The sequence below is a fragment of the Streptomyces sp. PKA51 genome (genome assembly GCF_057552455.1).
In genome coordinates this window covers 1-23,916 of record NZ_BAAJPZ010000021.1, presented here as the reverse complement: position 1 = coordinate 23,916, position 23,916 = coordinate 1, and the positions used below count along the sequence as shown (strand labels likewise).

Here is a 23,916-nt window from a genome sequence, read left to right as displayed (position 1 = left end):
ATACACGACGGCGCTTGTCCGGCCCGGTTCCACCGAAGGTGTCATGCCTCTCACGCTCGCCTCACTCGTCCACCACTCCGCGCTGAAGCTCTCCGTTCTCGCGGGCCGGGACCGGCTGGACACGCCCGTGCGCTGGGCGCACGTCAGCGAGCTCGCCGACCCCGTGCCCTGGATGGACGGCGGCGAGCTGCTGCTCATCACGGCCATGAAGCTCGACGCCGAGGACCCCGAGGCCATGCGCCGCTACGTGCGGCGCCTGGTCGGCGCCGGCGTGGTCGGGCTCGGCTTCGCCGTCGGCGTCAACTACGACGAGGTGCCGCAGGCCCTCGTCGAAGCCGCCGAGGCCGAGGACCTGCCCCTGCTGGAGGTGCCGCGCCGCACCCCGTTCCTCGCCATCACCAAGGCCGTCTCGGCGGCCATCGCCGCCGACCAGTACCGCGCCGTCACCGCCGGCTTCGAGGCCCAGCGCGAACTGACCCGCGCCGCCCTCGCCCCCGAGGGCCCCGCCGCCCTCATCGCCCGCCTCGCCGCCCACCTCGGCGGCTGGGCCGCCCTCTACGACGCCTCCGGCGCCGTCGTCGCCGCCGCACCCGAATGGGCCGCACGCCGCGCCGCCCGGCTGGGCGCCGACGTCGACCGGCTGCGCGAGCGGCCCGCCCCCGCCAGCGCCGTCGTCGGCTCCGGCACCGACGACGAGGACGGCGACCGCGTCGAACTGCAGTCCCTCGGCTCCGGACGGCGCGCCCGCGGCGTCCTCGCCGTCGGCACCGGCGCCCCGCTCGGCACCGCCGAGCGCTACGCCGTGCACTCCGCCGTCGCCCTGCTGACCCTGACCACCGAGCGCTCCCGCGCCCTGCAGGAAGCCGAGGCCCGCCTCGGCGCCGCGGTGCTGCGCATGCTCCTCGCCGGCGAACCCGACCATGCCCGGGCCGTCGCCGGCGACCTGTACGGCACCCTGCTGGACGCGCCCTTCCGCATCCTCGTCGCCGAGGCCGCCGAGGAGAGCGCGCTCGGCGCCCTCGCCGACGCCGCGGAGACCGCCGCCGGCCGGGCGGCCGAAGCGGTGCTCGTCGTCGCCGACGGCGCGCGGGTCACCGTCCTCGCCCCCGACGGGGGAGCGGCCGTGGGGGCGTGCGAGGCATACGCGCGCGCCGCGGAGGAGCGGCGCAGCGCCGCCGGGGACGGCGCCCCTGCCGCGCCCGCCCTCGGCCTGTCCGGCCCGGCCGGACCCGCCGGCGCGGCCACCGCCCACCGGCAGGCCGAACAGGCCCTGTCCGTCGCCCGGCGCCGGGGGCGCGTCCTCGTCGAACACGAGGAGGTCGCCACCGGCTCCGTCCTGCCGCTGCTCGCCGACGACGCGGTCCGCGCCTTCGCCGACGGGCTGCTGCGGGCGCTGTACGAGCACGACGCGACCGGGCGCGGCGACCTCGTCGCCTCCCTGCGGGCGTGGCTGTCGCGCCACGGGCAGTGGGACGCGGCCGCCGCGGACCTGGGGGTGCACCGGCACACGCTGCGGTACCGGATGCGGCGGGTGGAGGAGATCCTGGGGCGGTCCCTGGACGACCCGGACGTCCGCATGGAGCTGTGGCTGGCGCTCCAGGCGACGAGCGGCCCCGGGGGCCAGGGGTAGCGCCCCCCCGCTCACCAGGTCACGGGGATCTCCGCCGCCATGATCGCCATGCGGTTCGGGTGCCAGGGCACCTCCTGCGGGGGGACCGCCAGTCGCGCGCCCGGCAGGCGCTCCAGCAGCACGCCGAACGCGATCTCCGACTGGCGGCGGACCAGGTGCGCCCCCGGGCAGTGGTGGCGGCCGTAGCCGAAGCGCAGGTGCGGGTTGGGGGAGCGGGTGGGGTCGAAGGTCTGCGGGTCGGGGAACGCGGCCGGGTCGTAGTTGGTCGCGTCCAGGGAGAGCAGGATCATCTCGCCCTGCTTCACCCGGGCCGGCCCCAGCTCGGCGTCCTCGGTGACGAAGCGGGGGATCGCGTTGCCGAGGACGACGCTGCACCGCAGCAGCTCCTCCACGCACTGCGGCATCGTCTCCGGCCGGGCGCGTACGGCGCTCATGACGTCCGGGTGCTGGAGCAGGTTGAAGGCCGCGACGCCCAGGAAGCTCGCGAAGTCCTCGTAGCCGCTGACGAACAGGACGGACACGATGTTCGACAGCTGCTCGTCCGTCAGCCCCTGGCGCGCGGCGTTGAGGTCGGCGAGGCGGTCCGCGAGGCCGCGGGGTGCGCCGGGGCGGCGGCCGGTCATGTGCTCGTGCATGTACACGCGGATCTCCTCCCAGTTGCGGGCGAGGTCCTCGTGGGTGGGGGTGACCATGGTGAGGTCCAGGTCGGCCCGTACGGCGAGCCATTCGTGGTCCTCGAAGGGCAGGCCGAGGAGCCGGCACATGCATCGGGCGGCGACCCACTCGGCGAAGTGGCGTTGGAGGTCGCCGGGGGCGCCTTCCTTCACCAGCGCGTCCAGACCTTCGTGGGTGATGCCGGCGACCCAGTCGGCGGGCAGTTCCGGCTGGTCGCGGCCGAGGGCCTTGAGCACTTCGTCGCGCAGCCCGGCCTGCTGGAGGTGGTTCATGGCGTCGAGGAGCTCGGGCGCGAGGATGGGGGCGTCCTGGGCGGGGCTGTCGGCCTCGCCGAGGACGGAGCGGGCGAAGGAGCGGTCCCGCAGCACGTGCCGGGCCAGTTCGTAGTCGGTGACCAGCCAGGCCTCCTCGCCGGAGTTGGTGCCGACGCGGGCGACGGGGCAGCGGCTGCGCAGGTCGTCGAGTTCGGGGGCGAGCCGGTCGCCGTCGGTGCTGAAGGGATAGCGCGGGAGTGCGGTCATGGGGTGCGGGTCACTTTCCTCGTATGTCACCGTATATCACCGTGTGTCACCAGCGGACGGGGAGCCGGGCGGGGGCGCGCAGCGGAGTGGACTCGTCCCAGGGGAGGGTCTCCGCCGGAACGGCCAGTTCGATGCCGGGGAGCCGCTCCAGCAGCACCTGGATCGCGATGGCGAGCTGCATGCGGGTGAGGTGGGCGCCGGTGCAGGCGTGGGGGCCGTGCCCGAACGCGACGTGCGCGTTGGGGGTCCGGGTGAGGTCCAGGCGGTCGGGGTCGGCGAACGCCTGCGGGTCCCGGTTGGCGGACGCCGGCACGGGGACGACCGCGTCGCCTTCGCGGATCCGCTGCCCGTGCAGGGTGAAGTCCTCGGTGGCGACGAGGATGTTGATGGCGTTCATCAGCGGCACGTACCGCAGCAGCTCGTCCACGGCGGTGGGGATCCGCCGGGGCTCCTCGCGCAGCATCCGCAGCTGTTCGGGGTGGGTGAGGAGGACGAGCAGGGCGTTGCTCGTGTGCTGGATGTTGGTCTTGTAGCCGGCCATGAGCATGGTGACGACGAAGCTCACGACGTCGTCCCGGCTCAGCTCGCCGCCCGGCCGGCGGCTCTCCGCCAGCAGCAGCCGGATGTAGTCCTCGCCCTCGCCCTCCTCCTCCTTGCGGGAGATGAGGTCGCCGGCGTAGTCCTGCAGCGCGTTCAGGGCCGCGAGGACCTCGTCCATCGTCAGGCCGGACGCGCCGAGGAGCGCGAGGGTGTGCGGCAGGTAGACGTCGCGGTCCTCGTACGGCAGGCCGACGGTCTCGCACAGCACGCGCAGCGGCAGCGGGTCGGCGTAGGAGGCGACGAGGTCCGCGGTCCCGTCGTCCGCTCCGGCGACCATGGCGTCGACGAGTTCCTCGGCCGTCGCCCGGATCCGGGGCTCCATGAACTCCAGCCGTTTCCGGCCGAACATCGGCAGCACGGTGCGGCGGACGCGCTCGTGGTGCTCGCCGGTCATCTCCAGGAAGGTGGGCAGGGCCGGCGGCGGGGCGTCGTCCCCCTCCCGGGGCGGCCAGGCCGACATCAGCGGCCGCACGAGCCGGCGGTCGGCGAACGCGGCGCGCACGTCCTCGTAGCGGCTGATCAGCCAGCCCGTCTCGCCGTTGGGCAGCTGGGCCTTGACGACGGGCGCCTCCGCGCGCAGGCGGGCGTAGGCGCACGGCGGTCCGGCCGTACCGGGCTCGGTCTCGGGCACCGGGATGAGGATGTCGGACTGGCTCATGCGGTCTGCTCCGATTCCGTTTCCTTGGAGGCGTGGGGGCGGGCGAGGTAACCGGAGGCGAAGAAGTACTCCAGGTACCGGTCGAGCAGTGCGGCGTCGACCGGCGGGCAGTGCAGGCCGCTGCCGGCCAGTGCTTCCTCGGCGTTACGCCGCCCCAGCACCGGGAAGGTGCCCTTGAGGTACATCTCCTTCACGGACATGTCGGCGGTGCGGCTGCGGTCCACGCACAGCGACACGAACGGCGCCGTGGCGCTCGTCGGGTTCTCGGCGACGTGCCGCACCAGCTCGCCCACCCACGCGTCGTACGGCAGCGTGCGCAGGGCCAAGCCCGCCGCGCGCATCCGCTCCAGGACGTCGGAGAGCATCGCCGGGCGGGGGTTGGTGAGGTGGTGGACGCGTCCGTCGGCCGGCCGGTGCGTGGCGATGTGCACGAGGCACTCGGCGAGGTGGTCGACGGGGACGAAGTCCATCGGCAGCTCGATGTCGGGAGCCAGCCCGGTCTCGGCGATCACCTTGAACAGCGAGCAGATGGCCGTCTCGGTGTTGCACACGCCGTGCACCCGGTCGCCCGTCACCTCGTACGGCCGGTACACCGCCACCGGCAGGCCCTGTTCGGCCGCCTGCTGCAGCACGCCCTCGGCGACCCACTTGCTCTCCGCGTAGCCCATGGTGAGCCCGTCCGCGTGGGCCAGCGGCAGGTCCTCGGGCACCTCGCGCACGCCGGCGGTGCCGAATCCGGCGACGACGGCGACGGTCGAGACGAAGTGCACCGGCACGCGGCGGGGCGCCGCGATGCGGACGACCTCCCGGGTGCCGTCGACGTTGGCCGCGCGCAACTGCTCGTACGGGTAGAGGAAGTTCACGCGGGCGCCGTTGTGCACGATCAGGTCCAGCCGGCGGGCCAGCGTCTCGGCGTGGGCGGCCGGCAGGCCCAGCCGCGGCTGGGTGAGGTCGCCGGGGAAGCACTCCACGCGCCGCCACGCGGCCTCCTCCAGGCGCAGCCCGTAGCGGGCGAGCGCGGTGCGCACCCGCTGCTCGGCGTGGGAGGGGCCGGTCGCCCGTACGGGGCAGTGGACGCGGGCGCCGGTCGAGTGCAGCAGACGGTGCAGCAGGTGGGCGCCGACGAAGCCGGAGGCGCCGGTGAGCAGGACGTCCTGCGGATCCTGCGGGCGCGGGGCCGGGCCCTCGGAGGGCGGGAGGGCGAAGCCGAGCTCGGTCTCCCGGACGAAGTCGACGACCGGTTCCGAGGCGGCCGTACCGCCCGAGCCGGTCCGGGCCTGGCGTACGGCTCCGGCGAAGCCCTCCAGCGTGGGCGCGGCCAGCAGGGCCCGGATCAGGGTGGAGCCCAGGGCGGCGTCGAGGCCGAGCAGGGCCAGGGTGCGGGTGACGGCCTCCGAGGCGAGGAGGGAGTCGCCGCCGAGGAGGAAGAAGTCGTCGTCGGGCCGGGGGCGCACCCGGAGCACCTGCTGCCACACCTCGGTCAGGACGCCGAGCAGTCCTTCGGCCCTCGGTTCGTCCGTGGCGTCCGTCCTGCGGTCGTCCCTGTGCGGCGCGGGTGCCGCGGCCTTCAGGCGGGTGCGGTCGACCTTGCCGCCGCTGGTCACCGGGAAGTGGTCGAGGGGCACCAGGCGGGGCACGGCCTGCGGGGGCAGCCACTGGGCGCAGTAGGCGCGCAGGTCGGCCAGCGGCAGGGGGCGGCCGGGCGCGGCGGCGGTCACGTAGGCGGTCAGGGCACCCGACTCGACCTCGACGACGGCTTCGCCGACCTCGGCGTGGGCCCGTAATCGGGCCTCCACCTCGTCGAGTTCGACGCGTGCGCCGCGCAGCTTGACCTGGCGGTCGAGGCGCCCGCGGTACTCCAGCAGCCCGTCGGCGGTCCGCACCACCCGGTCGCCGGTGCGGTACAGCAGCCCGCCCGGCTCCACGGCGGGCAGCGCGACGAACCGCTCGGCGGTCAGGCGCGCATCGCCGAGATAGCCCAGGGCCAGCCCGTCCCCGCCGACGTACAGCTCCCCCTCCTCGCCGGCCTCGGCCACCGAGCCGTCGGCGCGCAGGACATGGCACGTGGAGGCGCCGAACGGGCGGCCCAGGGGGACGCCCGCGGCGTCCTCGGGCAGCGGGCGCAGCACATGGGCGGTGGAGACCACGGCGTTCTCGGTCGGACCGTAGAAGTTGACCACCGTCGTGCCCGGGCAGGCCGCGAGGACGGTGTTCGCCAGGTGCGGGTCCATCGCCTCCCCGCCGGCGGAGACGAAGCGCAGCAGCGCCAGCGCCTCGGGGCGGGTCCGGGCGACGAGATGGAAGACGCTCGTCGTCAGATAGGCCACGGTCACGCCCGCCGTGTGGAAGAGCCGTTCCAGGGCGTCGGGGGAGAGCAGTTCCTCCCGGTCGGCGAGGACCAGGCAGGCGCCGGTCAGCAGGGCGCCCCAGATCTCGATCGTCGAGGCGTCCGAGGACAGGCCGTAGGCGTGCAGCACCCCGTCTCCCGGACCGGGCGGCGGCACCTCGGAGTCGGACAACACCAGGCGCACCACGCCCCGGTGGGGTATCGCCACGGGCTTGGGACGGCCGGTGGTGCCGGAGGTGAAGGCCACGTAGGCGCAGTCGGTCGCGGAGCCGGTCCGGCGCGGGGCGGCGGTGCGGGCGACGACGGGAGCGTCGACGCTGCCGACCCCGACCGACGCGCGTAGACCGCGCACACGACGCGTACCGCCCGGCAGCATGACCGCCGCGCTCAGCCCCGCGTCCTCGGCCATCGCCCGCAACCGGGCCGGCGGCAGGTCGTCGTCGAGCGGTACGTACGCGCAGCCCGCCTTGAGGATGCCCAGCAGCGCCACCAGCGCCTCCAGCGAGCGGCTGCCGCACACGCCTATCAGCTCACCCGGCCGGACACCGTGCGCGACCAGGCGCGCCGCCAAGGCGTCGGCGTGGGCGTCGAGCTGCCCGTACGTCACGACACGCTCCCCGTGCCGGGCCGCGGGCGCGTCCGGGCGGGCCGCGGCCTGCGCCTCGAACAGCTCCGGTATGAGGGCGTCGCGCGGATAGCCCGGCAGAAGCGTGGACGGGCGCGGCGAAATGCCGGTGCCGGTCATCACGCCTCCCCGGCGAAGTCCGCGGCGAACGCGGCGAAGTCGGCGCTGCGCCAGTGCTCCGGGCGCATGCGGAAGAGGATGTCGTCCTGCAACTGGGCCGAGGTCGCCGCCAGATAGTCGCGGGCCTCCTGCGGATCCAGGTACCGGTGGGCCAGGGCCTCGCGCACGGCCGGATCGATCGGGTCCTCGATCGACGTGATCGGGCCCTCGACGCTCACGTAGCGGTACGGCCGTTTCTCGTCCTGCACGCAGAGGCTGAAACGCCCGGCGTCGCGCAGGAGCCGGGCCTTGATGCTCTCCCGGTTCGTGCCGACGACGACCTCGCCGCCGGGCTCGTACCCGTACCAGAGCGGCACGACCAGCGGCCCGCGACCGCCGCCGCCCCGGGGGTCGGCAACACCGAGGACGCCGACGCGCGGTTCGGCGAGGAAGCGCTCGCGGTCGGGGCGCGGCATGGAAGGGAGCATGCGTGTTCCTGTTCTGTGACTGGCTGGAGTGGTGCTGTTGCGGTGTGGTCACCGCGCGGAACAATCTTGAGAGCGAGAAGATCAATCCCCGGCCGGTTGGCCGGTAAACGCTGGATTTAGGCGGTTTTGAGCCGCTTTTCGGGCCGCCTGGCCGGGCCCTGCGGGCGGCCGCTCCCCGGCCCCGCCCTCTCCCGTCTCCCCGGGGCTCCGCCCCCGGCCCCCCGTCCGGCGCTTGAGGACCGCCGCAGGCGCCCCTCCATTGCGGCGCACATGCCCGCACCCGCGCTCCATAGCGGACAAGCGACCGCCGCGCCCCGCGCACCTACCGTGGGGGAGCCAACATCCACACCCCCACCTGGGAAGGGCCGATTGTGACTGCTCCCCACGCGTTCTGGCTGGCCGGCCGCGAGGCCACCGGCGAGGAGACCTTCGACGTCACGAACTCCTGGGACGGTCGTCTCGTCGGCACCGTGAGCGTGCCCACCGAGGCGCAGGTCGAGGAGGCCGTCGCCGCCGCGTACGCCGTGCGCGAGGAGTTCGCCACGACGCCCGCGCACGTGCGCACCGCCGCTCTGGACCATGTCGCCAAGCGGCTGACGGAGCGCACGGAGGAGATCGCGCAGCTGATCTCGGCCGAGAACGGCAAGCCCATCAAGTGGGCGCGCGGCGAGGTCGGCCGTGCCGTCTCGGTCTTCCGCTGGGCCGCGGAGGAGGCCCGCCGGTTCAACGCCGGTGACGCCCAGCGTCTGGACACCGACCCGGGTTCGACCGGCCGCCTGGCGCTGACCCGCCGCATTCCGCGCGGCGTCGTCCTCGGCATCGCGCCGTTCAACTTCCCGCTGAACCTCAGCGCGCACAAGGTCGCCCCGGCGATCGCGGTGGGCGCCCCGATCATCCTCAAGCCGGCTCCGGCGACGCCGATCTCCTCCCTCGTCCTGGGCGAGATCCTCGCCGAGACCGACCTGCCGGCCGGTTCGTGGAGCGTGCTGCCGGTGCCGAACGACCGCATGCCCGCCCTGGTGCAGGACGAGCGTCTGCCGGTCATCTCCTTCACCGGTTCCGGCCCGGTGGGCTGGTCGATCCTGGACTCCGTGCCGCGCAAGCACGTCACCCTGGAGCTGGGCGGCAACGCCGCGGCCGTCGTCCTGGCGGACTGGTCCTCCGAGGCGGACCTGGACTGGGCGGCGCAGCGCATCGCGACCTTCTCCAACTACCAGGGCGGCCAGTCCTGCATCTCCGTGCAGCGCGTGATCGCCGACGCCTCGCTGTACGAGCGTCTGGTGCCGAAGGTCGTGGCGGCCGTCGAGGCCCAGGTGACGGGCGATCCGTCCGACGCGGCGACCGACGTGGGCCCGCTGGTCAGCGAGGACGCGGCCAAGCGCGTGGAGTCGTGGGTGGACGAGGCCGTCGCGGCGGGCGCGAAGCTGCTGGCCGGCGGCAAGCGCGAGGGCGCGACCTACGCCCCGACCGTGCTGGCCGACGTGCCGGCGGGCGTCACCCTGGCGTGCGAGGAGGTCTTCGGCCCGGTCCTGACGCTGTCCCGCGTCGAGGGCGAGGAGGCCGCGTTCGCCGCGGTCAACGACTCCCCGTACGGCCTGCAGGCGGGTGTCTTCACGCACGACCTGCAGACCGCCTTCCGTGCCCACCGGGCGCTGGAGGTCGGCGGCGTGGTGATCGGCGACGTGCCGTCGTACCGCGCGGACCAGATGGCCTACGGCGGCGCCAAGCAGTCCGGCGTCGGCCGCGAGGGCGTGCGCTACGCGATGGACGACTACACCTACGAGCGCGTCCTCGTCCTGACGGGCCTGAGCCTGTAACGGACCACCCCGACCACCGCGCCCCGGGCAACCGCTTCCGCCCGGGGCGCGGTCCCGTCTGCACGGGGACTGGTAGAGCCGGTGGGGATCGGGTAGGTACATGGGGGTACATACGGACGAGTAGTACCGGTCGGTAGTCGACCGGACACCTTCGACTCCAGCGGTGAGGTGCCTGATGACCGCACCATCCGTACGACCGGTCTCCGAGCGCGAGGCGCGCCAGGTCGCCGAGGCGGCCCGCGAGCAGGACTGGAAGAAGCCCAGCTTCGCCAAGGAGCTCTTCCTCGGCCGGTTCCGCCTCGATCTGATCCACCCGCACCCGACGCCCGCCCCGGACGACGTCCGGCGCGGCGAGGAGTTCCTGGCCAAGCTGCGCGACTTCTGCGAGACGCGCATCGACAGCGCCCGCATCGAGCGCGAGGCCCGCATCCCGGACGAGACGGTCGCCGGGCTGAAGGAGCTCGGCGCCTTCGGCATGAAGATCGACACCAAGTACGGCGGCCTCGGCCTGAACCACGTCTACTACAACAAGGCCCTCGCCCTGGTCGGCTCCGTCAGCCCCGTCGTCGGCGCGCTGCTGTCGGCCCACCAGTCGATCGGCGTACCGCAGCCGCTGAAGCTGTTCGGCACGCGGGAGCAGAAGGAGAAGTTCCTGCCGCGGTGCGCGCGCACCGACATCACCGCCTTCCTGCTCACCGAGCCGGACGTGGGCTCCGACCCGGCCCGGCTCGCCACCTCCGCCGTGCCCGACGGCGACGACTACATCCTCGACGGCGTGAAGCTGTGGACGACCAACGGCGTCGTCGCCGACCTGCTCGTCGTCATGGCCCGTGTGCCCCGCAGCGAGGGCCACAAGGGCGGCATCACCGCCTTCGTCGTCGAGGCGGCGGCCGAGGGCGTCACCGTGGAGAACCGCAACGCCTTCATGGGCCTGCGCGGCATCGAGAACGGCGTCACCCGCTTCCACCAGGTGCGGGTGCCCGCCTCCCACCGCATCGGCCCCGAGGGCGCCGGCCTGAAGATCGCGCTGACCACGCTCAACACCGGGCGGCTGTCCATCCCCGCCATGTGCGCCGCGAGCGGCAAGTGGGCGTTGAAGATCGCCCGTGAGTGGTCCTCGGCCCGTGAGCAGTGGGGCAAGCCCATCGCCAAGCACGAGGCCGTCGGCTCGAAGATCTCCTACATCGCCGCGACGACCTTCGCCCTGGAGGCGATCGTCGACCTCTCCAGCCAGATGGCCGACGAGGACCGCAACGACATCCGCATCGAGGCCGCCCTCGCCAAGCTGTACGCCAGCGAGGCGGCCTGGCTGATGATGGACGAGCTGGTGCAGATCCGCGGCGGCCGCGGCTACGAGAGCGCCGCCTCCCTGGCCGCCCGCGGCGAGCGCGCCGTCCCCGCCGAGCAGATGCTGCGCGACTCGCGCATCAACCGGATCTTCGAGGGCTCCACGGAGATCATGCACCTGCTCATCGCCCGCGAGGCCGTCGACGCCCACCTGTCGGTCGCCGGCGACCTCATCGACCCGGACAAGTCCCTGGGCGACAAGGCCCGCGCCGGCGCCCGTGCCGGCGGCTTCTACGCCCGCTGGCTGCCCAAGCTGGTCGCCGGCCCCGGGCAGCTGCCGCGGACGTACGCCGAATTCCACCCGACCGGCCACCGCGACCTCTCGCGCCACCTGCGCTACGTCGAAAGGTCCTCGCGCAAGCTGGCGCGCTCCACCTTCTACGCCATGTCCCGCTGGCAGGGCCGCATGGAGACCAAGCAGGGCTTCCTCGGCCGCATCGTCGACATCGGCGCCGAGCTGTTCGCCATGAGCGCCGCCTGCGTGCGGGCCGAGCACCTGCGCTCCCGGGGCGAGCACGGCAGCGAGGCGTACCAGCTGGCCGACGCCTTCTGCCGGCAGTCGCGCATCCGCGTCGAGGAGCTCTTCGGGCGGCTGTGGACCAACACCGACGACCTCGACCGCAAGGTCGTCTCGGGGGTCATGGGCGGGGCGTACACGTGGCTGGAGGCCGGCATCGTCGACCCCAGCGGCGAGGGCCCCTGGATCGCGGACGCCGCCCCCGGCCCGTCCAAGGCCGAGAACGTCCACCGGCCGATCCGGTGAGCCGAAGAACGCCCGATCCGATGAACCGGTGAACTCCACCGGGTCGTACTGCCGGGACGCGCTGTCGGGCCGGCCCGGCGGTACGGCCACAATGGGGGGATGACGGACTCCCTCGCTGACCCCCACCTGCGCTACTCCGCCGCCGTGCCCGGAGGCGGCCCGCGCGAGATCGTGATCCTCGGCTCGACCGGTTCCATCGGCACCCAGGCCATCGACCTGGTGCTGCGCAACCCCGAGCGGTTCACGGTCACCGCCCTGTCCGCCGCCGGCGGCCGGGTGGAGCTGCTCGCCGAGCAGGCGCACCGCCTGGGGGTCCGCACGGTCGCCGTCGCGCAGGCGGACAAGGAGAGCGCCCTGCGCGAGGCCCTGGCCGCCCGCTACGGCCGCGAGCCGCTGCCCGAGGTCCTCGCCGGCCCCGACGCGGCCACCGAGCTCGCCCGCAGCCGGTGCCACACCGTCCTCAACGGCATCACCGGCTCCATCGGCCTGGCCCCCACCCTCGCCGCCCTGGAGGCCGGCCGCACCCTGGCCCTGGCCAACAAGGAGTCGCTGATCGTCGGCGGACCCCTGGTCAAGGCCGTCGCCAAGCCCGGGCAGATCATCCCCGTCGACTCCGAGCACGCCGCCCTCTTCCAGGCCCTCCTCGGCGGCACCCGCTCCGAGGTGCGCAAGCTCGTCGTCACCGCCTCCGGCGGCCCCTTCCGCGGCCGCACCAAGGCGGAGCTGGCCTCGGTGACCTCGCAGGACGCGCTGGCCCACCCCACCTGGTCCATGGGCCCGGTCATCACGATCAACTCGGCCACCCTGGTGAACAAGGGGCTCGAGGTCATCGAGGCCCACCTGCTCTACGACATCCCCTTCGAGCGCATCGAGGTCGTCGTCCACCCCCAGTCGTACGTCCACTCGATGGTGGAATTCACCGACGGCTCCACCCTCGCCCAGGCCACCCCGCCGGACATGCGCGGCCCCATCGCCATCGGCCTCGGCTGGCCCGAGCGGGTGCCCGACGCCGCCCCCGCCTTCGACTGGTCCACGGCCTCCACCTGGGAGTTCTTCCCCCTCGACACCGAGGCCTTCCCCTCCGTCGACCTCGCCCGGCACGTCGGCACCCTCGGCGGCACCGCACCCGCCGTCTTCAACGCCGCCAACGAGGAGTGCGTCGATGCGTTCCTGAGCGGGCAGCTGCCGTTCAATGGGATCGTGGACACCGTCGCCGAGGTGGTGGCGGAACACGGCACCCCCGCCGCGGGAACCCGCCTGACCCTCTCGGACGTCCTGCAGGCGGAGACCTGGGCCCGCGCCCGGGCCCGCGAACTGGCGGCTCGTACGACCTCGGAGGCCCGCGCATGACAGCACTGATGACCGTCCTCGGGATAGTCGTCTTCGTGGTGGGCCTGCTCTTCTCCATCGCCTGGCACGAGCTGGGCCACCTGTCGACCGCGAAGATGTTCGGCATCCGGGTGCCGCAGTACATGGTCGGCTTCGGGCCGACCATGTGGTCGCGGAAGAAGGGCGAGACCGAGTACGGCATCAAGGCCGTCCCGCTCGGCGGCTACATCCGCATGATCGGCATGTTCCCGCCCGGCGAGGACGGCCGCATCAGCGCCCGCTCCACCTCCCCGTGGCGCGGCATGATCGAGGACGCCCGCTCCGCCGCCTACGAGGAGCTGCGCCCCGGCGACGAGACCCGCATGTTCTACACGCGCAAGCCGTGGAAGCGCGTGATCGTCATGTTCGCCGGGCCCTTCATGAACCTCGTCCTGGCCGTCGCGGTCTTCCTCGGCGTCATGATGACCTTCGGCGTCTCCACGCAGACCACCACCGTCTCCCAGGTCTCCGACTGCGTCGTCAAGGCCAGCAGCCCGGCCGACAAGTGCCCCACCGGCGCCAAGGACTCCCCGGCCAAGGCCGCCGGCCTGCAGCCCAAGGACCGCATCGTCGCCTTCAACGGCCACCGCGTCGGCGACTGGGGCACCCTCCAGAAGGAGATCCGCCGCACCACCGGCCCGGCGACCATCACGGTCGTGCGCGACGGCGTCGAGAAGACGCTGCACGCGGACCTGATCTCCAACCAGGTCCAGAAGTACGACGGCAAGGGCGCCCCCATCAAGGGCGAGTACGTCACCGCCGGCTTCCTCGGCTTCACGCCCGCCACCGGCGTCGTCCAGCAGTCCTTCGGACAGTCCGTCGACCGCATGGGCGACATGGTCCAGTCCGGCGTCGAATCCCTGATCGACCTGCCCGGCAAGATCCCCGACCTGTGGAACGCCGCCTTCGACGGCGGCGAGCGCAAGGCCGACTCCCCGATGGGCGTCGTGGGTGCGGCACGCGTGGGCGGTGAGGTGTTCAACCTCGACATCCCGCCGTCGCAGCAGATCGCCACCATGCTCTTCCTGGTGGCGGGCTTCAACCTCTCGCTGTTCCTGTTCAACATGCTGCCGCTGCTGCCGCTGGACGGCGGGCACATCGCGGGCGCGCTGTGGGAATCGGTACGCCGCACGGTCGCCAAGGTCTTCCGGCGCCCCGACCCGGGCCCCTTCGACGTGGCGAAGCTGATGCCGGTGGCGTACGTGGTGGCGGGCATCTTCGTGTGCTTCACGCTGCTCGTGCTGATCGCGGACGTGGTGAACCCGGTGCGGCTGACGTAGCCGGTTCGTCGTCCTCGAACGCCGGACGGGCTGCAATGCAGCCCGTCCGGCGCTTTAGGACACGGGGACGAGCCCGCCGCAGGCGCCCCCGCCAGGGGACCGGCAATGTGCTCCCACGGCACTGCTTGCCGTAACCTCGGAGGCGGAGCCCGCCGATCTCGGGACCTTGATTCATACCTTGGGGTTGCTCGCCAGATGACAGCGATTTCGCTTGGAATGCCTTCCGTTCCGACCAAGCTCGCCGACCGCAGGGTCAGCCGCAAGATCCAGGTCGGATCCGTGGCCGTCGGCGGCGACGCCCCCGTCTCGGTGCAGTCCATGACGACGACGCGCACCTCCGACATCGGCGCCACCCTGCAGCAGATCGCCGAGCTGACGGCCTCCGGCTGCCAGATCGTGCGCGTGGCCTGCCCGACCCAGGACGACGCCGACGCCCTGCCGATCATCGCCCGCAAGTCGCAGATCCCGGTGATCGCGGACATCCACTTCCAGCCGAAGTACGTCTTCGCCGCCATCGACGCCGGCTGCGCCGCCGTCCGCGTCAACCCCGGCAACATCAAGCAGTTCGACGACAAGGTCAAGGAGATCGCGAAGGCGGCCGGCGACGCGGGCGTCCCGATCCGCATCGGCGTGAACGCCGGCTCCCTCGACCGCCGCCTGCTGCAGAAGTACGGCAAGGCGACGCCGGAGGCCCTGGTGGAGTCCGCCCTGTGGGAGGCGTCGCTCTTCGAGGAGCACGGCTTCCGGGACATCAAGATCTCGGTCAAGCACAACGACCCGGTCGTGATGGTCAACGCCTACCGTCAGCTGGCCGCCCAGTGCGACTACCCCCTCCACCTGGGCGTCACCGAGGCGGGCCCGGCCTTCCAGGGCACCATCAAGTCCGCCGTCGCCTTCGGCGCCCTGCTCTCCGAGGGCATCGGCGACACCATCCGCGTCTCCCTCTCCGCCCCGCCGGCGGAGGAGATCAAGGTCGGCATCCAGATCCTGGAGTCCCTGGGCCTGCGCCAGCGCCGCCTGGAGATCGTCTCCTGCCCGTCCTGCGGCCGGGCCCAGGTGGACGTGTACAAGCTCGCCGACGAGGTCACCGCGGGTCTGGAGGGGATGGAGGTGCCGCTGCGGGTGGCCGTCATGGGCTGTGTCGTCAACGGTCCCGGCGAGGCCCGTGAGGCCGACCTCGGTGTCGCGTCCGGCAACGGCAAGGGCCAGATCTTCGTCAAGGGCGAGGTCATCAAGACCGTCCCCGAGTCGAAGATCGTGGAGACCCTCATCGAGGAGGCCATGAAGCTCGCCGAGAAGATGGAGGCCGAGGGCGTCGCCTCCGGCGAGCCCTCCGTCAGCGTCGCCGGCTGACGCATCCGCGCCCCTGCCCGCCCCGCCCGGCCTTCGCCGGGCGGGGCGGCGGTGCAAGCGGGGAGGTACAGTGCCAGGATCCACTTCCCCGGCCTGCGGCCCCGCCACGGTGAGGCAATCCGACACGTGCTGACGACGACCACCACCAAGGTCCTGGGCCCCACCGATCTGGACGCGGCCCTCGGCGTCCTCGACCGCGATCCCGTGGCCAACGCCTTCGTCGCCGCGCGCGTCCGGGTCGCCGGCCTCGACCCCTGGCGGCTCGGCGGCGAGATGTGGGGCTGGTACGCGGACGGCCGGCTGGAGTCCCTGTGCTACGCCGGCGCCAACCTGGTGCCGGTGTGCGCCGGCCCCGAGGCCGTACGCGCCTTCGCCGACCGGGCCCGGCGCACCGGCCGCCGCTGCTCCTCGATCGTGGGCCCGGCCGAGGCGACCGGCCCCCTGTGGTCCCTGCTCGAACCGCACTGGGGCCCGGCCCGCGAGGTCCGCGCCCACCAGCCGCTGATGGTCACCCGCTCCATGCCCGCGGGCCTGGCCCCCGACCCCCTGGTGCGGCGCATCCGCAAGGACGAGATGGACCTGATCCTGCCCGCTTGCGTGGCCATGTTCACCGAGGAGGTCGGCGTCTCGCCGCTCGCCGGCGACGGTGGACTGCTCTACCAGGCGCGGGTCGCCGAGCTCGTCGGCTCCGGGCGGTCCTTCGCCCGCGTCGAGGACGGGCGCGTGGTCTTCAAGGCGGAGATCGGCGCCGCCACCGACCTCGCCTGCCAGATCCAGGGCGTGTGGGTGGCCCCCGAGTACCGCGGCAGGGGCCTGTCCGTCGCCGGCATGACCGCCGTCCTGGGCTACGCGCTGCGCGAGGTCGCCCCGGTGGTCAGCCTGTACGTCAACGACTACAACACCGCCGCCCGCGCCGCCTACCGCCGCGTCGGCTTCCAAGAGGTCGGCGCGTTCATGAGCGTCCTGTTCTGATGAGGTCGCATCCGATGCGGTCGGGCCACGGGCGGACGGCCGGGTAGCCTCGCGCCATGGATGACATCACGGTCGGACCGCTCGACCTCGCCGCGCGGGTGGACGAGGCGCTGGCCGTGCAGGCCGTCGCCTTCGGGCTGACCCCCGAGGAGGTCGGGGTCCGGCGGCACATCGTGCTGCGGCACCTCACCAGCCCCGGAGCGCGCGCCCTGGGCGCCACCACGGCCGACGGGCGGCTCGTCGGCTTCGTCTACGGCATGCCCAACGACCGCAGCCACTGGTGGTCCATGGTCGTCGAGCCCTACCTGCGGGCCAACGGGCACGACCACTGGCTCGACGACTCCTTCGTCATCACCGAACTGCACGTCCACCCCGACTTCCAGAACCGCCGCATCGGGCGCACCCTCATCACCGCCATCACCTCCACGGCGGACGAGCCCCGCTCCATCCTGTCCGCCATCGACAAGGACAGCCCGGCCCGCGCCCTGTACCGCAAACTCGGCTACCGCGACCTGGCCCGGCACGTCGTCTTCCCCAGCGCCGCCAGCCCGTACGCCGTGATGGGCGCGCAACTGCCACTGCTCGCCCCGGAAAACCGGTACGCGGAGGACGCCCCGCGCCACTAGTCTCCGGGCCAACGCCGCACCTCACGCACCCGGGAGACGACCCATGGCCCCCTTGCAGCGCATGTCCACGACCCTGCTCAGGACACTGCGCGAGGACCCGGCCGACGCCGAGACCGCGAGCCACCGGCTGCTGGTCCGCGCCGGGTACGTCCGCCGCACCTCCACGGGCATGTGGGCGTGGCTGCCGCTCGGCAAGAAGGTCCTCGACAACGTCGCCCGCGTCGTGCGCGAGGAGATGGACGCCATCGGCGGCCAGGAGGTGCTGCTGCCCGCCCTGCTGCCCAAGGAGCCCTACGAGACCAGCGGGCGCTGGAAGGAGTACGGCGACGAACTCTTCCGGCTCACGGACCGCAAGGGCGCCGACCACCTCCTCGGGCCCACCCACGAGGAGATCTTCACCCTCACGGTCAAGGACCAGTGCACGTCCTACAAGGACCTGCCCGTGATCCTGTATCAGATCCAGACGAAGTACCGCGACGAGGCCCGGCCCCGCTCCGGCGTGCTGCGCGCCCGCGAGTTCCAGATGAAGGACTCCTACTCCTTCGACCTCGACGACGAGGGACTCGCCGCCTCCTACCGCCTCCACCGCACCGCGTACCAGCGCATCTTCGCCCGCCTCGGCCTGGACCACCGCATCGTCTCCGCCGTCTCCGGCGCCATGGGCGGCTCGGCGTCCGAGGAGTTCCTCGCCCCCGCCGCGGCCGGCGAGGACACCTTCGTCGACTGCCCGCACTGCGACTACGCCGCCAACACCGAGGCCGTCACCACGGTCGTCGCCCCCGGCGACCCCGCCGCCCACGCACCGGCCGAGGAACTCCCCACGCCCGGCACCCCCACCATCGACACGCTCGCCGCGCACCTGGGCGTACCCGCGTCCGCCACCCTGAAGAACCTCCTGGTCAAGGTCGACGGCGAGATCACGGCCGTCGGCGTGCCGGGCGACCGCGAGGTCGACCTCGGCAAGCTCGCCGAGCACCTGGCGCCGGCCGTCGTGGAACTCGTCACCGCCGAGGACTTCACCACCCGCCCCCACCTCGTCCGCGGCTACGTCGGCCCCCAGGGCCTGGACATCCCCTACCTCGCCGACCCCCGCATCGCCCCCGGCACCGCCTGGATCACCGGCGCCAACAAGCCCGGAACGCACGCCCGCAACGTCGTGTGCGGGCGCGACTTCACCGTCGACCGCTACGTGGACGTCGTCGTGGTCCGCCCCGGCGACCCCTGCCCCCGCTGCGGGGCCGGCCTGGAGGTCGGGCGCGCCATCGAGATCGGCCACATCTTCCAGCTCGGACGCAAGTACGCCGACGCCTTCGCCCTGGACGTCCTCGGCCCCGAGGGCAAGCCCGTCCGCGTCACCATGGGCTCCTACGGCATCGGCGTCTCCCGCGTCGTGGCCGCCCTGGCCGAACAGACCCACGACGAGGCCGGCCTGTGCTGGCCCCGCGAAATCGCCCCGGCGGACGTCCACGTCGTGGCGGCCGGCAAGGCGGCACAACTGGAGCTGGCGACGACGATCGCCGAGCGGCTGGCGGGGGAGGGGGTGCGGGTGCTCCTCGACGACCGGACGGGCATCTCGGCGGGGGTGAAGTTCGCGGACGCGGAGCTCATCGGGGTGCCGACGATCCTGGTGGTCGGCCGCCGGGCCCCCGACGGGGTGGTCGAACTCAAGGACCGCCGCACGGGGGAGCGCGAGGAACTGCCGGTGGACGAGGCGGTGGCCCGAGTACGGACCGCCGGCGCCTAGAGCCTGTCCGGCGGATCATGCAGTGCCCCGTCTGCGGGTGCGTCGTGGCTTGTCGCGCCCACGCGGCGGTAGCCGCAGATCGACACCGTCCCGCGCCCCTAGGGGGCGCCGTGGCTGGCGCAGTGCCCCATAGGGGCGCGGGGAACTGCGCGATCGGCCGGCGACGGCCCGCAGTCGCCCACGCGGCGGGACGATCCGCCGGGCACGGCCTGGCCGCCCTACAGCAAGCCCGCGAACTCCAGGAGGAGTTCGCCCTGCCGGCGGGCGCCGGCCGCAAGCTCCCGCACCCCCGCCTCCGTCGCACGGAACAGCGTCCAGCCGCGCAGGCGGTCCGCGTCCACCTCGAGGGACTCCGCCAGCTTCGCCACGCGGCGCCGGGCCGCCGCCCCCGCGCCCGGCGCGGCCAGCAGCGTGTCGAGCCGGTCGCGGACCAGCCAGGCGAGGTCGTAGGCGCGTTCGCCGGTCAGGGGGCGCGGGGCGATCGCCAGCCAGGGCATGCGCTCGCCGGAGAGCACCGTGCCCTGGTGGTACTCGCCGTGCAGCAGCACTGCCTCGTCCGGGGGGTCGGCGACCAGCGCGTCGCGGGCTTCGAGCGCCTCGTCGACGAGGGCGCGCGCGTCGGCCGCCCAGGGCGCCTCGCGCCGCTCGCGCAGGACGGCGGCCGCGGCGCCGGTGTGGTCGGTCACCGACGGGAAGGGGGCGCCGGGCGGGGCCGGCACCCACAGGCGCTGCAGGACGGCGGCGGCCTCCAGCTGGGCCTTGGGTTCGGCCAGCGAGCGCAGGCTGACGTCGGCGTGCAGCCGTTCCAGCAGCAGTGCCCCTTCCTCGGGGTCGGCGTCCAGGACGCGTACGGCGCCCAGGCCGTCCCAGTGGGCGAGTGCGGCGTGTTCGAGGGCGGTCGTTCCGCCGGACGGGGGGCTGAGCTTGAGTGCGGCGGGGGTGCCGTCGGCCTGCCGGACGAGGATCACCATGCTGGTGCGGCCGCCGGGCACCTGCACCCGTTCGGGTGTCAGGTGCCGGCGGGCGAGGGCGGCGCGGGCCCGTTCGGGGAGCTCGTCGAGCCAGCGGTGCTCGGCCGCGCCGGCCGCGGGATCGGAGCCCAGGGTGCGCACCAGCCTCTCCGGAGGTGCGAGGCGGTCGTTGCTGATGGCCATCCCTGAGCTGTCCCTTTCGTTGCTTGCCCGGCTCGCCGTCCGGCTTCCCGCAGGTCAGGACCTGTCGGGAGCGGCCCGCTCGGTGAGCCCAGGGAAGGCTACGCTGCCCCCGTCCCAGCGTGCCGCGCGCACCGCCGCCTCGCGCAGGCCGGCCGCCGCCTCGCCGCGCAGGTCGCCGGTGGCGGCCCGGACGAGGTCGGCGTAGACCGCGGTGAGCCGGCGTTCGAGTTCGGCCGCGAGCCGCAGTGCCGCGGCGCCGTCGGGCACTGCGAAGGGCAGTGCGTAGGCGGCGGCCGCGGCGACGGGTTCGGCGCCCAGGCCGCGTACGGCGCGGGTCAGCGCGTCGCGCCGGGCCCGGTGCGCCTCGTGGGCCTCGCGGGCGTCGCCGGCGCGCCCCTCCTCGACGCGGGCGCCCACGACCCCGTACCCGTACACCGCCGCGTGTTCGGCGGCCAGGGCCGCCTGGGCGGCGGTGGTCACGGCGGCGGTCATGCGGCGGCTCCGGTCAGCAGGTAGGCGTGGGTGGCGCCCGAGGCGGCCACGGAGGCCAGCAGGCGGGCGAGGCCGGGCGGGGCGGCGGCCAGGGCGGCGGTGCGGGCGTCGACCGTGCGCCGCTCGGCCTCGGCGAGGGCGGCGAGGGCCGCCTTCTCGTCCTGCGGTACGGCCGGGGGTGCGGCGGTGCCGGCCGACGGGGAGGGGCTGTTCGGGTCCGGGCCGAAGGCCGCGGCGTGGCGGGCGACTTCGGCGCGCAGCGGCCGCAGCCGTGCGACGAGCCCGGGGTGGGCGGCGAGGGTGGCGTCGTAGTGCGCCAGGAGCGCGGTGGACTGCTGCCCGGCGCGTTCTTTCAGCCGTTGCGCGGCGGCGGAATCCTCACCACCGGAGCCCGCGCCGTTCCCGGAGCACCCGGTGAGCAGCGCCGTGGCGCCCCCGCCCAGCAGGGCCACGGCGGCCCCGCCCAGTACGCTGCGTCTGCGCGGCCCGCCCGGGTCCCGCGTCGTGGTCGCAAGCGGCACGATCCTCAATCCCGCCTCGTCTCGCCGTCGGCCGGCCCTCCCGGCATGATCACCGCACGTGAGCGTACCGGCGCGCCGGGGGGCCGCCGCGGACCCGGGCACCGAATCGTCAGCCGGCTGCCGGAACAGATAGGCTTTGACCTGACACGCGACTTTCCCACAACAGCACACGCGGCCGAGGAGTCACCCGGATGAGCACCACCCAGAGCGAGCGGCTGCGCGAGCTGCTGGCCCCCCTCGTGAGCGCGCGGGAGCTGGACCTGGAAGAGATCGAGGTGACCCCGGCCGGGAAGCGGCGTGTGCTGCGCATCGTGGTGGATTCCGACGAGGGCGTCCAGCTGGACACCTGTGCGGACCTCAGCCGCGACATCTCCGCCAAGCTCGACGAGTCGGACGTCATGGGGGCCACCCCCTACGTCCTGGAGGTCACCTCTCCCGGTGCCGACCGTCCCCTGACCCACCCGCGTCACTACGTCCGTGCCACGGGCCGGTTGATCAAGGCGCAGCTGGCCGAGGGCGGTGAGCTCGTCGCGCGGATCGTCGCCGTGGACGACGAGGGACTCGATCTGGAGGTGCCGGGCGTCAAGGGCCGCAAGCCCACCGCCCGCCGCCTGGCCTTCGACGAGATCGCGAAGGCACGCGTGGAGATCGAGTTCAACCGCAAGGCCGTGGAGCAGGCCGCAGACGACGAGACCGACGAGAGCCAAGAGGAGGCGTAGCCGTGGACATCGACATGAGTGCCCTGCGGGGTCTGGTGCGAGAGAAGGAGATCTCCTTCGACCTGCTGGTCGAGGCGATCGAGTCGGCCCTCCTCATCGCCTACCACCGCACGGAGGGGAGCCGGAAGCGCGCCCGCGTGGAGCTCGACCGGGCCACCGGCCACGTGACGGTGTGGGCCAAGGAGGACCCGCAGGACCTTCCCGAGGGCGAGGAGCCCCGGGAGTTCGACGACACCCCGTCCGGTTTCGGCCGGATCGCCGCGACCACCGCGAAGCAGGTCATCCTCCAGCGTCTGCGCGACGCCGAGGACGAGATCACTTTCGGTGAGTTCGCCGGCCGTGAGGGCGATGTCGTCGCGGGCATCGTGCAGCAGGGCAAGGACCCCAAGAACGTCCTGGTCGACATCGGCAAGCTGGAGGCCATCCTGCCGGTGCAGGAGCAGGTCCCCGGCGAGGAGTACAAGCACGGCACCCGCCTGCGCACCTACGTGGTGCGGGTGGCCAAGGGCGTGCGAGGTCCGTCCGTGACGCTCTCGCGCACCCACCCCAACCTGGTGAAGAAGCTCTTCGCCATGGAGGTGCCGGAGATCGCGGACGGTTCGGTGGAGATCGCCGCCATCGCCCGCGAGGCCGGGCACCGCACCAAGATCGCCGTGCGTTCGACCCGTTCCGGGCTGAACGCCAAGGGTGCCTGCATCGGCCCGATGGGCGGCCGGGTGCGCGCGGTGATGGCCGAGCTGAACGGCGAGAAGATCGACATCGTCGACTGGTCGGACGACCCCGCCGAGCTGGTGGCCCACGCACTGTCCCCCGCACGGGTGAGCAAGGTCGAGATCGTGGATCTGGCCGCGCGCTCCGCCCGGGTGACCGTGCCCGACTACCAGCTCTCCCTCGCCATCGGCAAGGAGGGGCAGAACGCCCGGCTCGCGGCCCGGCTGACCGGCTGGCGGATCGACATCCGTCCCGACACCGAGCAGCCGGCGCAGGCCGAGGGCGCCTGATCACCCGGGGCGCCCGATCACCCGGTGGGCGCTCGGGGGTGAGGGGGAGCGCGCGAGCGCTCCTCCCAAGCGGTCCGGAACGTCCGTAAAACGACCTCGCCGGACCGCCGCAACCCCCGACCGGCGCCTTCCGGACCCGGAAAAGCGGTCGATCATGGCCGAAACGCATACGCGCACGATCAGTGCCCCGAAGGGGTGAGGTCGGCGCGGGGAGGTAGACTTAACCAGTGTCTGGCCGGACGCATGCCCGCGCATGCCCTGAGCGCACCTGTGTGGGGTGCCGGGAGCGAGCGGCCAAGAGCGAACTGCTGCGGACCGTGGTGGCCGGGGGCGCATGCGTCCCCGATCCTCGCGGTACGCTGCCCGGCCGGGGTGCATCCGTGCACCCCACACTGGTCTGTCTCGAGCTGGCGGTCCGCCGCCGGGCGTTTCCCCGGGCCTTCCGGATCCAGGGGCCGCTCGACACCGCGGAGCTGCGCCGGCACATCGAACAGACCGACCGGTAACGGCTGCACTGCCAGGCAACACCGTAAGAAGAACGGCACGGGAAACCGTGCGGTCAGGTACCTCGCGAGTTGGAAGTAGGTCGAGATTGCGATGAGCACTCGATGAGTACGCGATGAGTACGCCCATGAAGTAGCGACGGTCCGGTGGACACCCGGACCTAGAAGGAGCGAAGTGGCTAAGGTCCGGGTATACGAACTCGCCAAGGAGTTCGGAGTGGAGAGCAAGGTCGTCATGGCCAAGCTCCAAGAACTTGGTGAATTCGTCCGTTCGGCGTCCTCGACCATCGAGGCGCCGGTCGTCCGCAAACTGACTGACGCGCTGCAGGGGCCCGGCGGCAACGCCGGCAAGGCCGCTGCCAAGCCCGCGGCGCCGCGCAAGGCCGCGCCGCCGAAGCCGGGCGCCCCCACTCCGGGTGCCCAGGCCCGGCCCGCCGCCCCGGCCCCCAAGCCGGCCGCGGCGCCCGCCCCCAAGCCCGCCACCCCGAGCGCCGGCCCCGCGCCGACGCCCGGCCCGCGTCCGGGTCCCAAGCCCGGTCCGGCGGCCCCCAAGCCCGCCCCGGCCGCCCCCGCGCAGCCGGAGTTCCAGGCCCCCCAGGCGCCGGCCCCGGCC

Annotated in this window: 20 protein-coding genes; 13 read left to right on the top strand and 7 right to left on the bottom strand. The window is 73.4% G+C overall.

Translation table 11 applies throughout. The features are described 5' to 3' along the window. Positions 1-43: 43 nt before the first annotated feature. A complete protein-coding gene (locus tag AC27L3_RS24630; RefSeq protein ID WP_487236237.1) occupies positions 44-1,630 on the top strand; it encodes a PucR family transcriptional regulator in 1,587 nt (528 codons plus the stop codon). Positions 1,631-1,641: 11 nt separating this feature from the next. Here AC27L3_RS24630 and AC27L3_RS24625 read toward each other — a convergent pair whose 3' ends face one another. Genes AC27L3_RS24625 through AC27L3_RS24610 form a run of 4 tightly spaced genes read right to left on the bottom strand, consistent with a single transcriptional unit; the run spans position 1,642 to position 7,643 of the window. Next, a complete protein-coding gene (locus AC27L3_RS24625; RefSeq protein WP_487236236.1) occupies positions 1,642-2,826 on the bottom strand; it encodes a cytochrome P450 in 1,185 nt (394 codons plus the stop codon). A 46-nt stretch (positions 2,827-2,872) separates the two neighbouring features. Continuing rightward, positions 2,873-4,084: a cytochrome P450 family protein gene (locus tag AC27L3_RS24620; RefSeq protein WP_487236235.1), complete on the bottom strand. Its 1,212-nt coding sequence runs from the start codon at positions 4,082-4,084 to the stop codon at positions 2,873-2,875. Then, positions 4,081-7,176, bottom strand: a complete 3,096-nt coding sequence (locus AC27L3_RS24615) for a non-ribosomal peptide synthetase (protein ID WP_487236234.1) — start codon at positions 7,174-7,176, stop codon at positions 4,081-4,083. The genes AC27L3_RS24620 and AC27L3_RS24615 overlap by 4 nt, the downstream gene beginning before the upstream one ends. Then, a complete protein-coding gene (locus AC27L3_RS24610) occupies positions 7,176-7,643 on the bottom strand; it encodes a pyridoxamine 5'-phosphate oxidase family protein (RefSeq protein WP_487236233.1) in 468 nt (155 codons plus the stop codon). Before AC27L3_RS24610 ends, AC27L3_RS24615 begins: the two co-directional genes overlap by 1 nt. 371 nt (positions 7,644-8,014) lie before the next feature. Here AC27L3_RS24610 and AC27L3_RS24605 point away from each other — a divergent pair, with 371 nt between their 5' ends. The 8 genes from AC27L3_RS24605 to AC27L3_RS24570 all read left to right on the top strand — a co-directional run bounded on the left by AC27L3_RS24605 (position 8,015) and on the right by AC27L3_RS24570 (position 18,913). Continuing rightward, positions 8,015-9,460, top strand: coding sequence for an aldehyde dehydrogenase family protein (locus tag AC27L3_RS24605; RefSeq protein WP_365967483.1), 1,446 nt, complete (start codon positions 8,015-8,017; stop codon positions 9,458-9,460). A 175-nt stretch (positions 9,461-9,635) separates the two neighbouring features. Further along, positions 9,636-11,570, top strand: a complete 1,935-nt coding sequence (locus AC27L3_RS24600) for an acyl-CoA dehydrogenase family protein (RefSeq protein ID WP_487236232.1) — start codon at positions 9,636-9,638, stop codon at positions 11,568-11,570. A 99-nt stretch (positions 11,571-11,669) separates the two neighbouring features. Then, positions 11,670-12,920, top strand: coding sequence for a 1-deoxy-D-xylulose-5-phosphate reductoisomerase (gene dxr, locus AC27L3_RS24595; protein WP_487236231.1), 1,251 nt, complete (start codon positions 11,670-11,672; stop codon positions 12,918-12,920). Next, positions 12,917-14,218, top strand: a complete 1,302-nt coding sequence (locus AC27L3_RS24590; protein ID WP_487236230.1) for a M50 family metallopeptidase — start codon at positions 12,917-12,919, stop codon at positions 14,216-14,218. The genes dxr and AC27L3_RS24590 overlap by 4 nt, the downstream gene beginning before the upstream one ends. A 195-nt stretch (positions 14,219-14,413) precedes the next feature. Next, entirely contained in the window at positions 14,414-15,571 is a 1,158-nt protein-coding gene (gene ispG / locus AC27L3_RS24585; RefSeq protein ID WP_365967487.1) for a flavodoxin-dependent (E)-4-hydroxy-3-methylbut-2-enyl-diphosphate synthase, read from the top strand. A gap of 126 nt (positions 15,572-15,697) precedes the next feature. Further along, a complete protein-coding gene (locus tag AC27L3_RS24580; RefSeq protein WP_487236229.1) occupies positions 15,698-16,543 on the top strand; it encodes a GNAT family N-acetyltransferase in 846 nt (281 codons plus the stop codon). A 56-nt stretch (positions 16,544-16,599) separates the two neighbouring features. Then, positions 16,600-17,169, top strand: coding sequence for a GNAT family N-acetyltransferase (locus tag AC27L3_RS24575; RefSeq protein WP_487236228.1), 570 nt, complete (start codon positions 16,600-16,602; stop codon positions 17,167-17,169). Between the two features lie 43 nt (positions 17,170-17,212). Then, positions 17,213-18,913, top strand: coding sequence for a proline--tRNA ligase (locus AC27L3_RS24570; protein WP_487236227.1), 1,701 nt, complete (start codon positions 17,213-17,215; stop codon positions 18,911-18,913). Between the two features lie 218 nt (positions 18,914-19,131). Here AC27L3_RS24570 and AC27L3_RS24565 read toward each other — a convergent pair whose 3' ends face one another. The 3 genes from AC27L3_RS24565 to AC27L3_RS24555 are packed head-to-tail and all read right to left on the bottom strand — an operon-like array spanning position 19,132 to position 21,080. After that, on the bottom strand, positions 19,132-20,067 hold the full coding sequence (locus tag AC27L3_RS24565; protein WP_487236226.1) for an aminoglycoside phosphotransferase family protein: 936 nt from the start codon (positions 20,065-20,067) through the stop codon (positions 19,132-19,134). A gap of 54 nt (positions 20,068-20,121) precedes the next feature. After that, positions 20,122-20,559, bottom strand: coding sequence for a DUF4439 domain-containing protein (locus tag AC27L3_RS24560; RefSeq protein ID WP_487236225.1), 438 nt, complete (start codon positions 20,557-20,559; stop codon positions 20,122-20,124). Beyond that, positions 20,556-21,080 carry a hypothetical protein gene (locus AC27L3_RS24555; protein ID WP_487236224.1) on the bottom strand — a complete coding sequence of 175 codons (525 nt, stop codon included), beginning with the start codon at positions 21,078-21,080 and terminating at the stop codon, positions 20,556-20,558. The genes AC27L3_RS24560 and AC27L3_RS24555 overlap by 4 nt, the downstream gene beginning before the upstream one ends. A gap of 191 nt (positions 21,081-21,271) precedes the next feature. Here AC27L3_RS24555 and rimP point away from each other — a divergent pair, with 191 nt between their 5' ends. From rimP to AC27L3_RS24535, 4 genes are all read left to right on the top strand, one after another. Next, complete coding sequence (gene rimP, locus AC27L3_RS24550; protein WP_487236223.1) at positions 21,272-21,799, top strand: ribosome maturation factor RimP; 528 nt, start codon at positions 21,272-21,274, stop codon at positions 21,797-21,799. A 2-nt stretch (positions 21,800-21,801) separates the two neighbouring features. After that, complete coding sequence (gene nusA / locus AC27L3_RS24545) at positions 21,802-22,800, top strand: transcription termination factor NusA (RefSeq protein ID WP_344435983.1); 999 nt, start codon at positions 21,802-21,804, stop codon at positions 22,798-22,800. 227 nt (positions 22,801-23,027) lie between these two features. Next, on the top strand, positions 23,028-23,306 hold the full coding sequence (locus tag AC27L3_RS24540; protein WP_344435984.1) for a YlxR family protein: 279 nt from the start codon (positions 23,028-23,030) through the stop codon (positions 23,304-23,306). 172 nt (positions 23,307-23,478) lie between these two features. After that, positions 23,479-23,916, top strand: a 438-nt coding sequence (locus AC27L3_RS24535) for a translation initiation factor IF-2 N-terminal domain-containing protein (RefSeq protein ID WP_487236222.1), incomplete at its 3' end; no start/stop codon positions are given.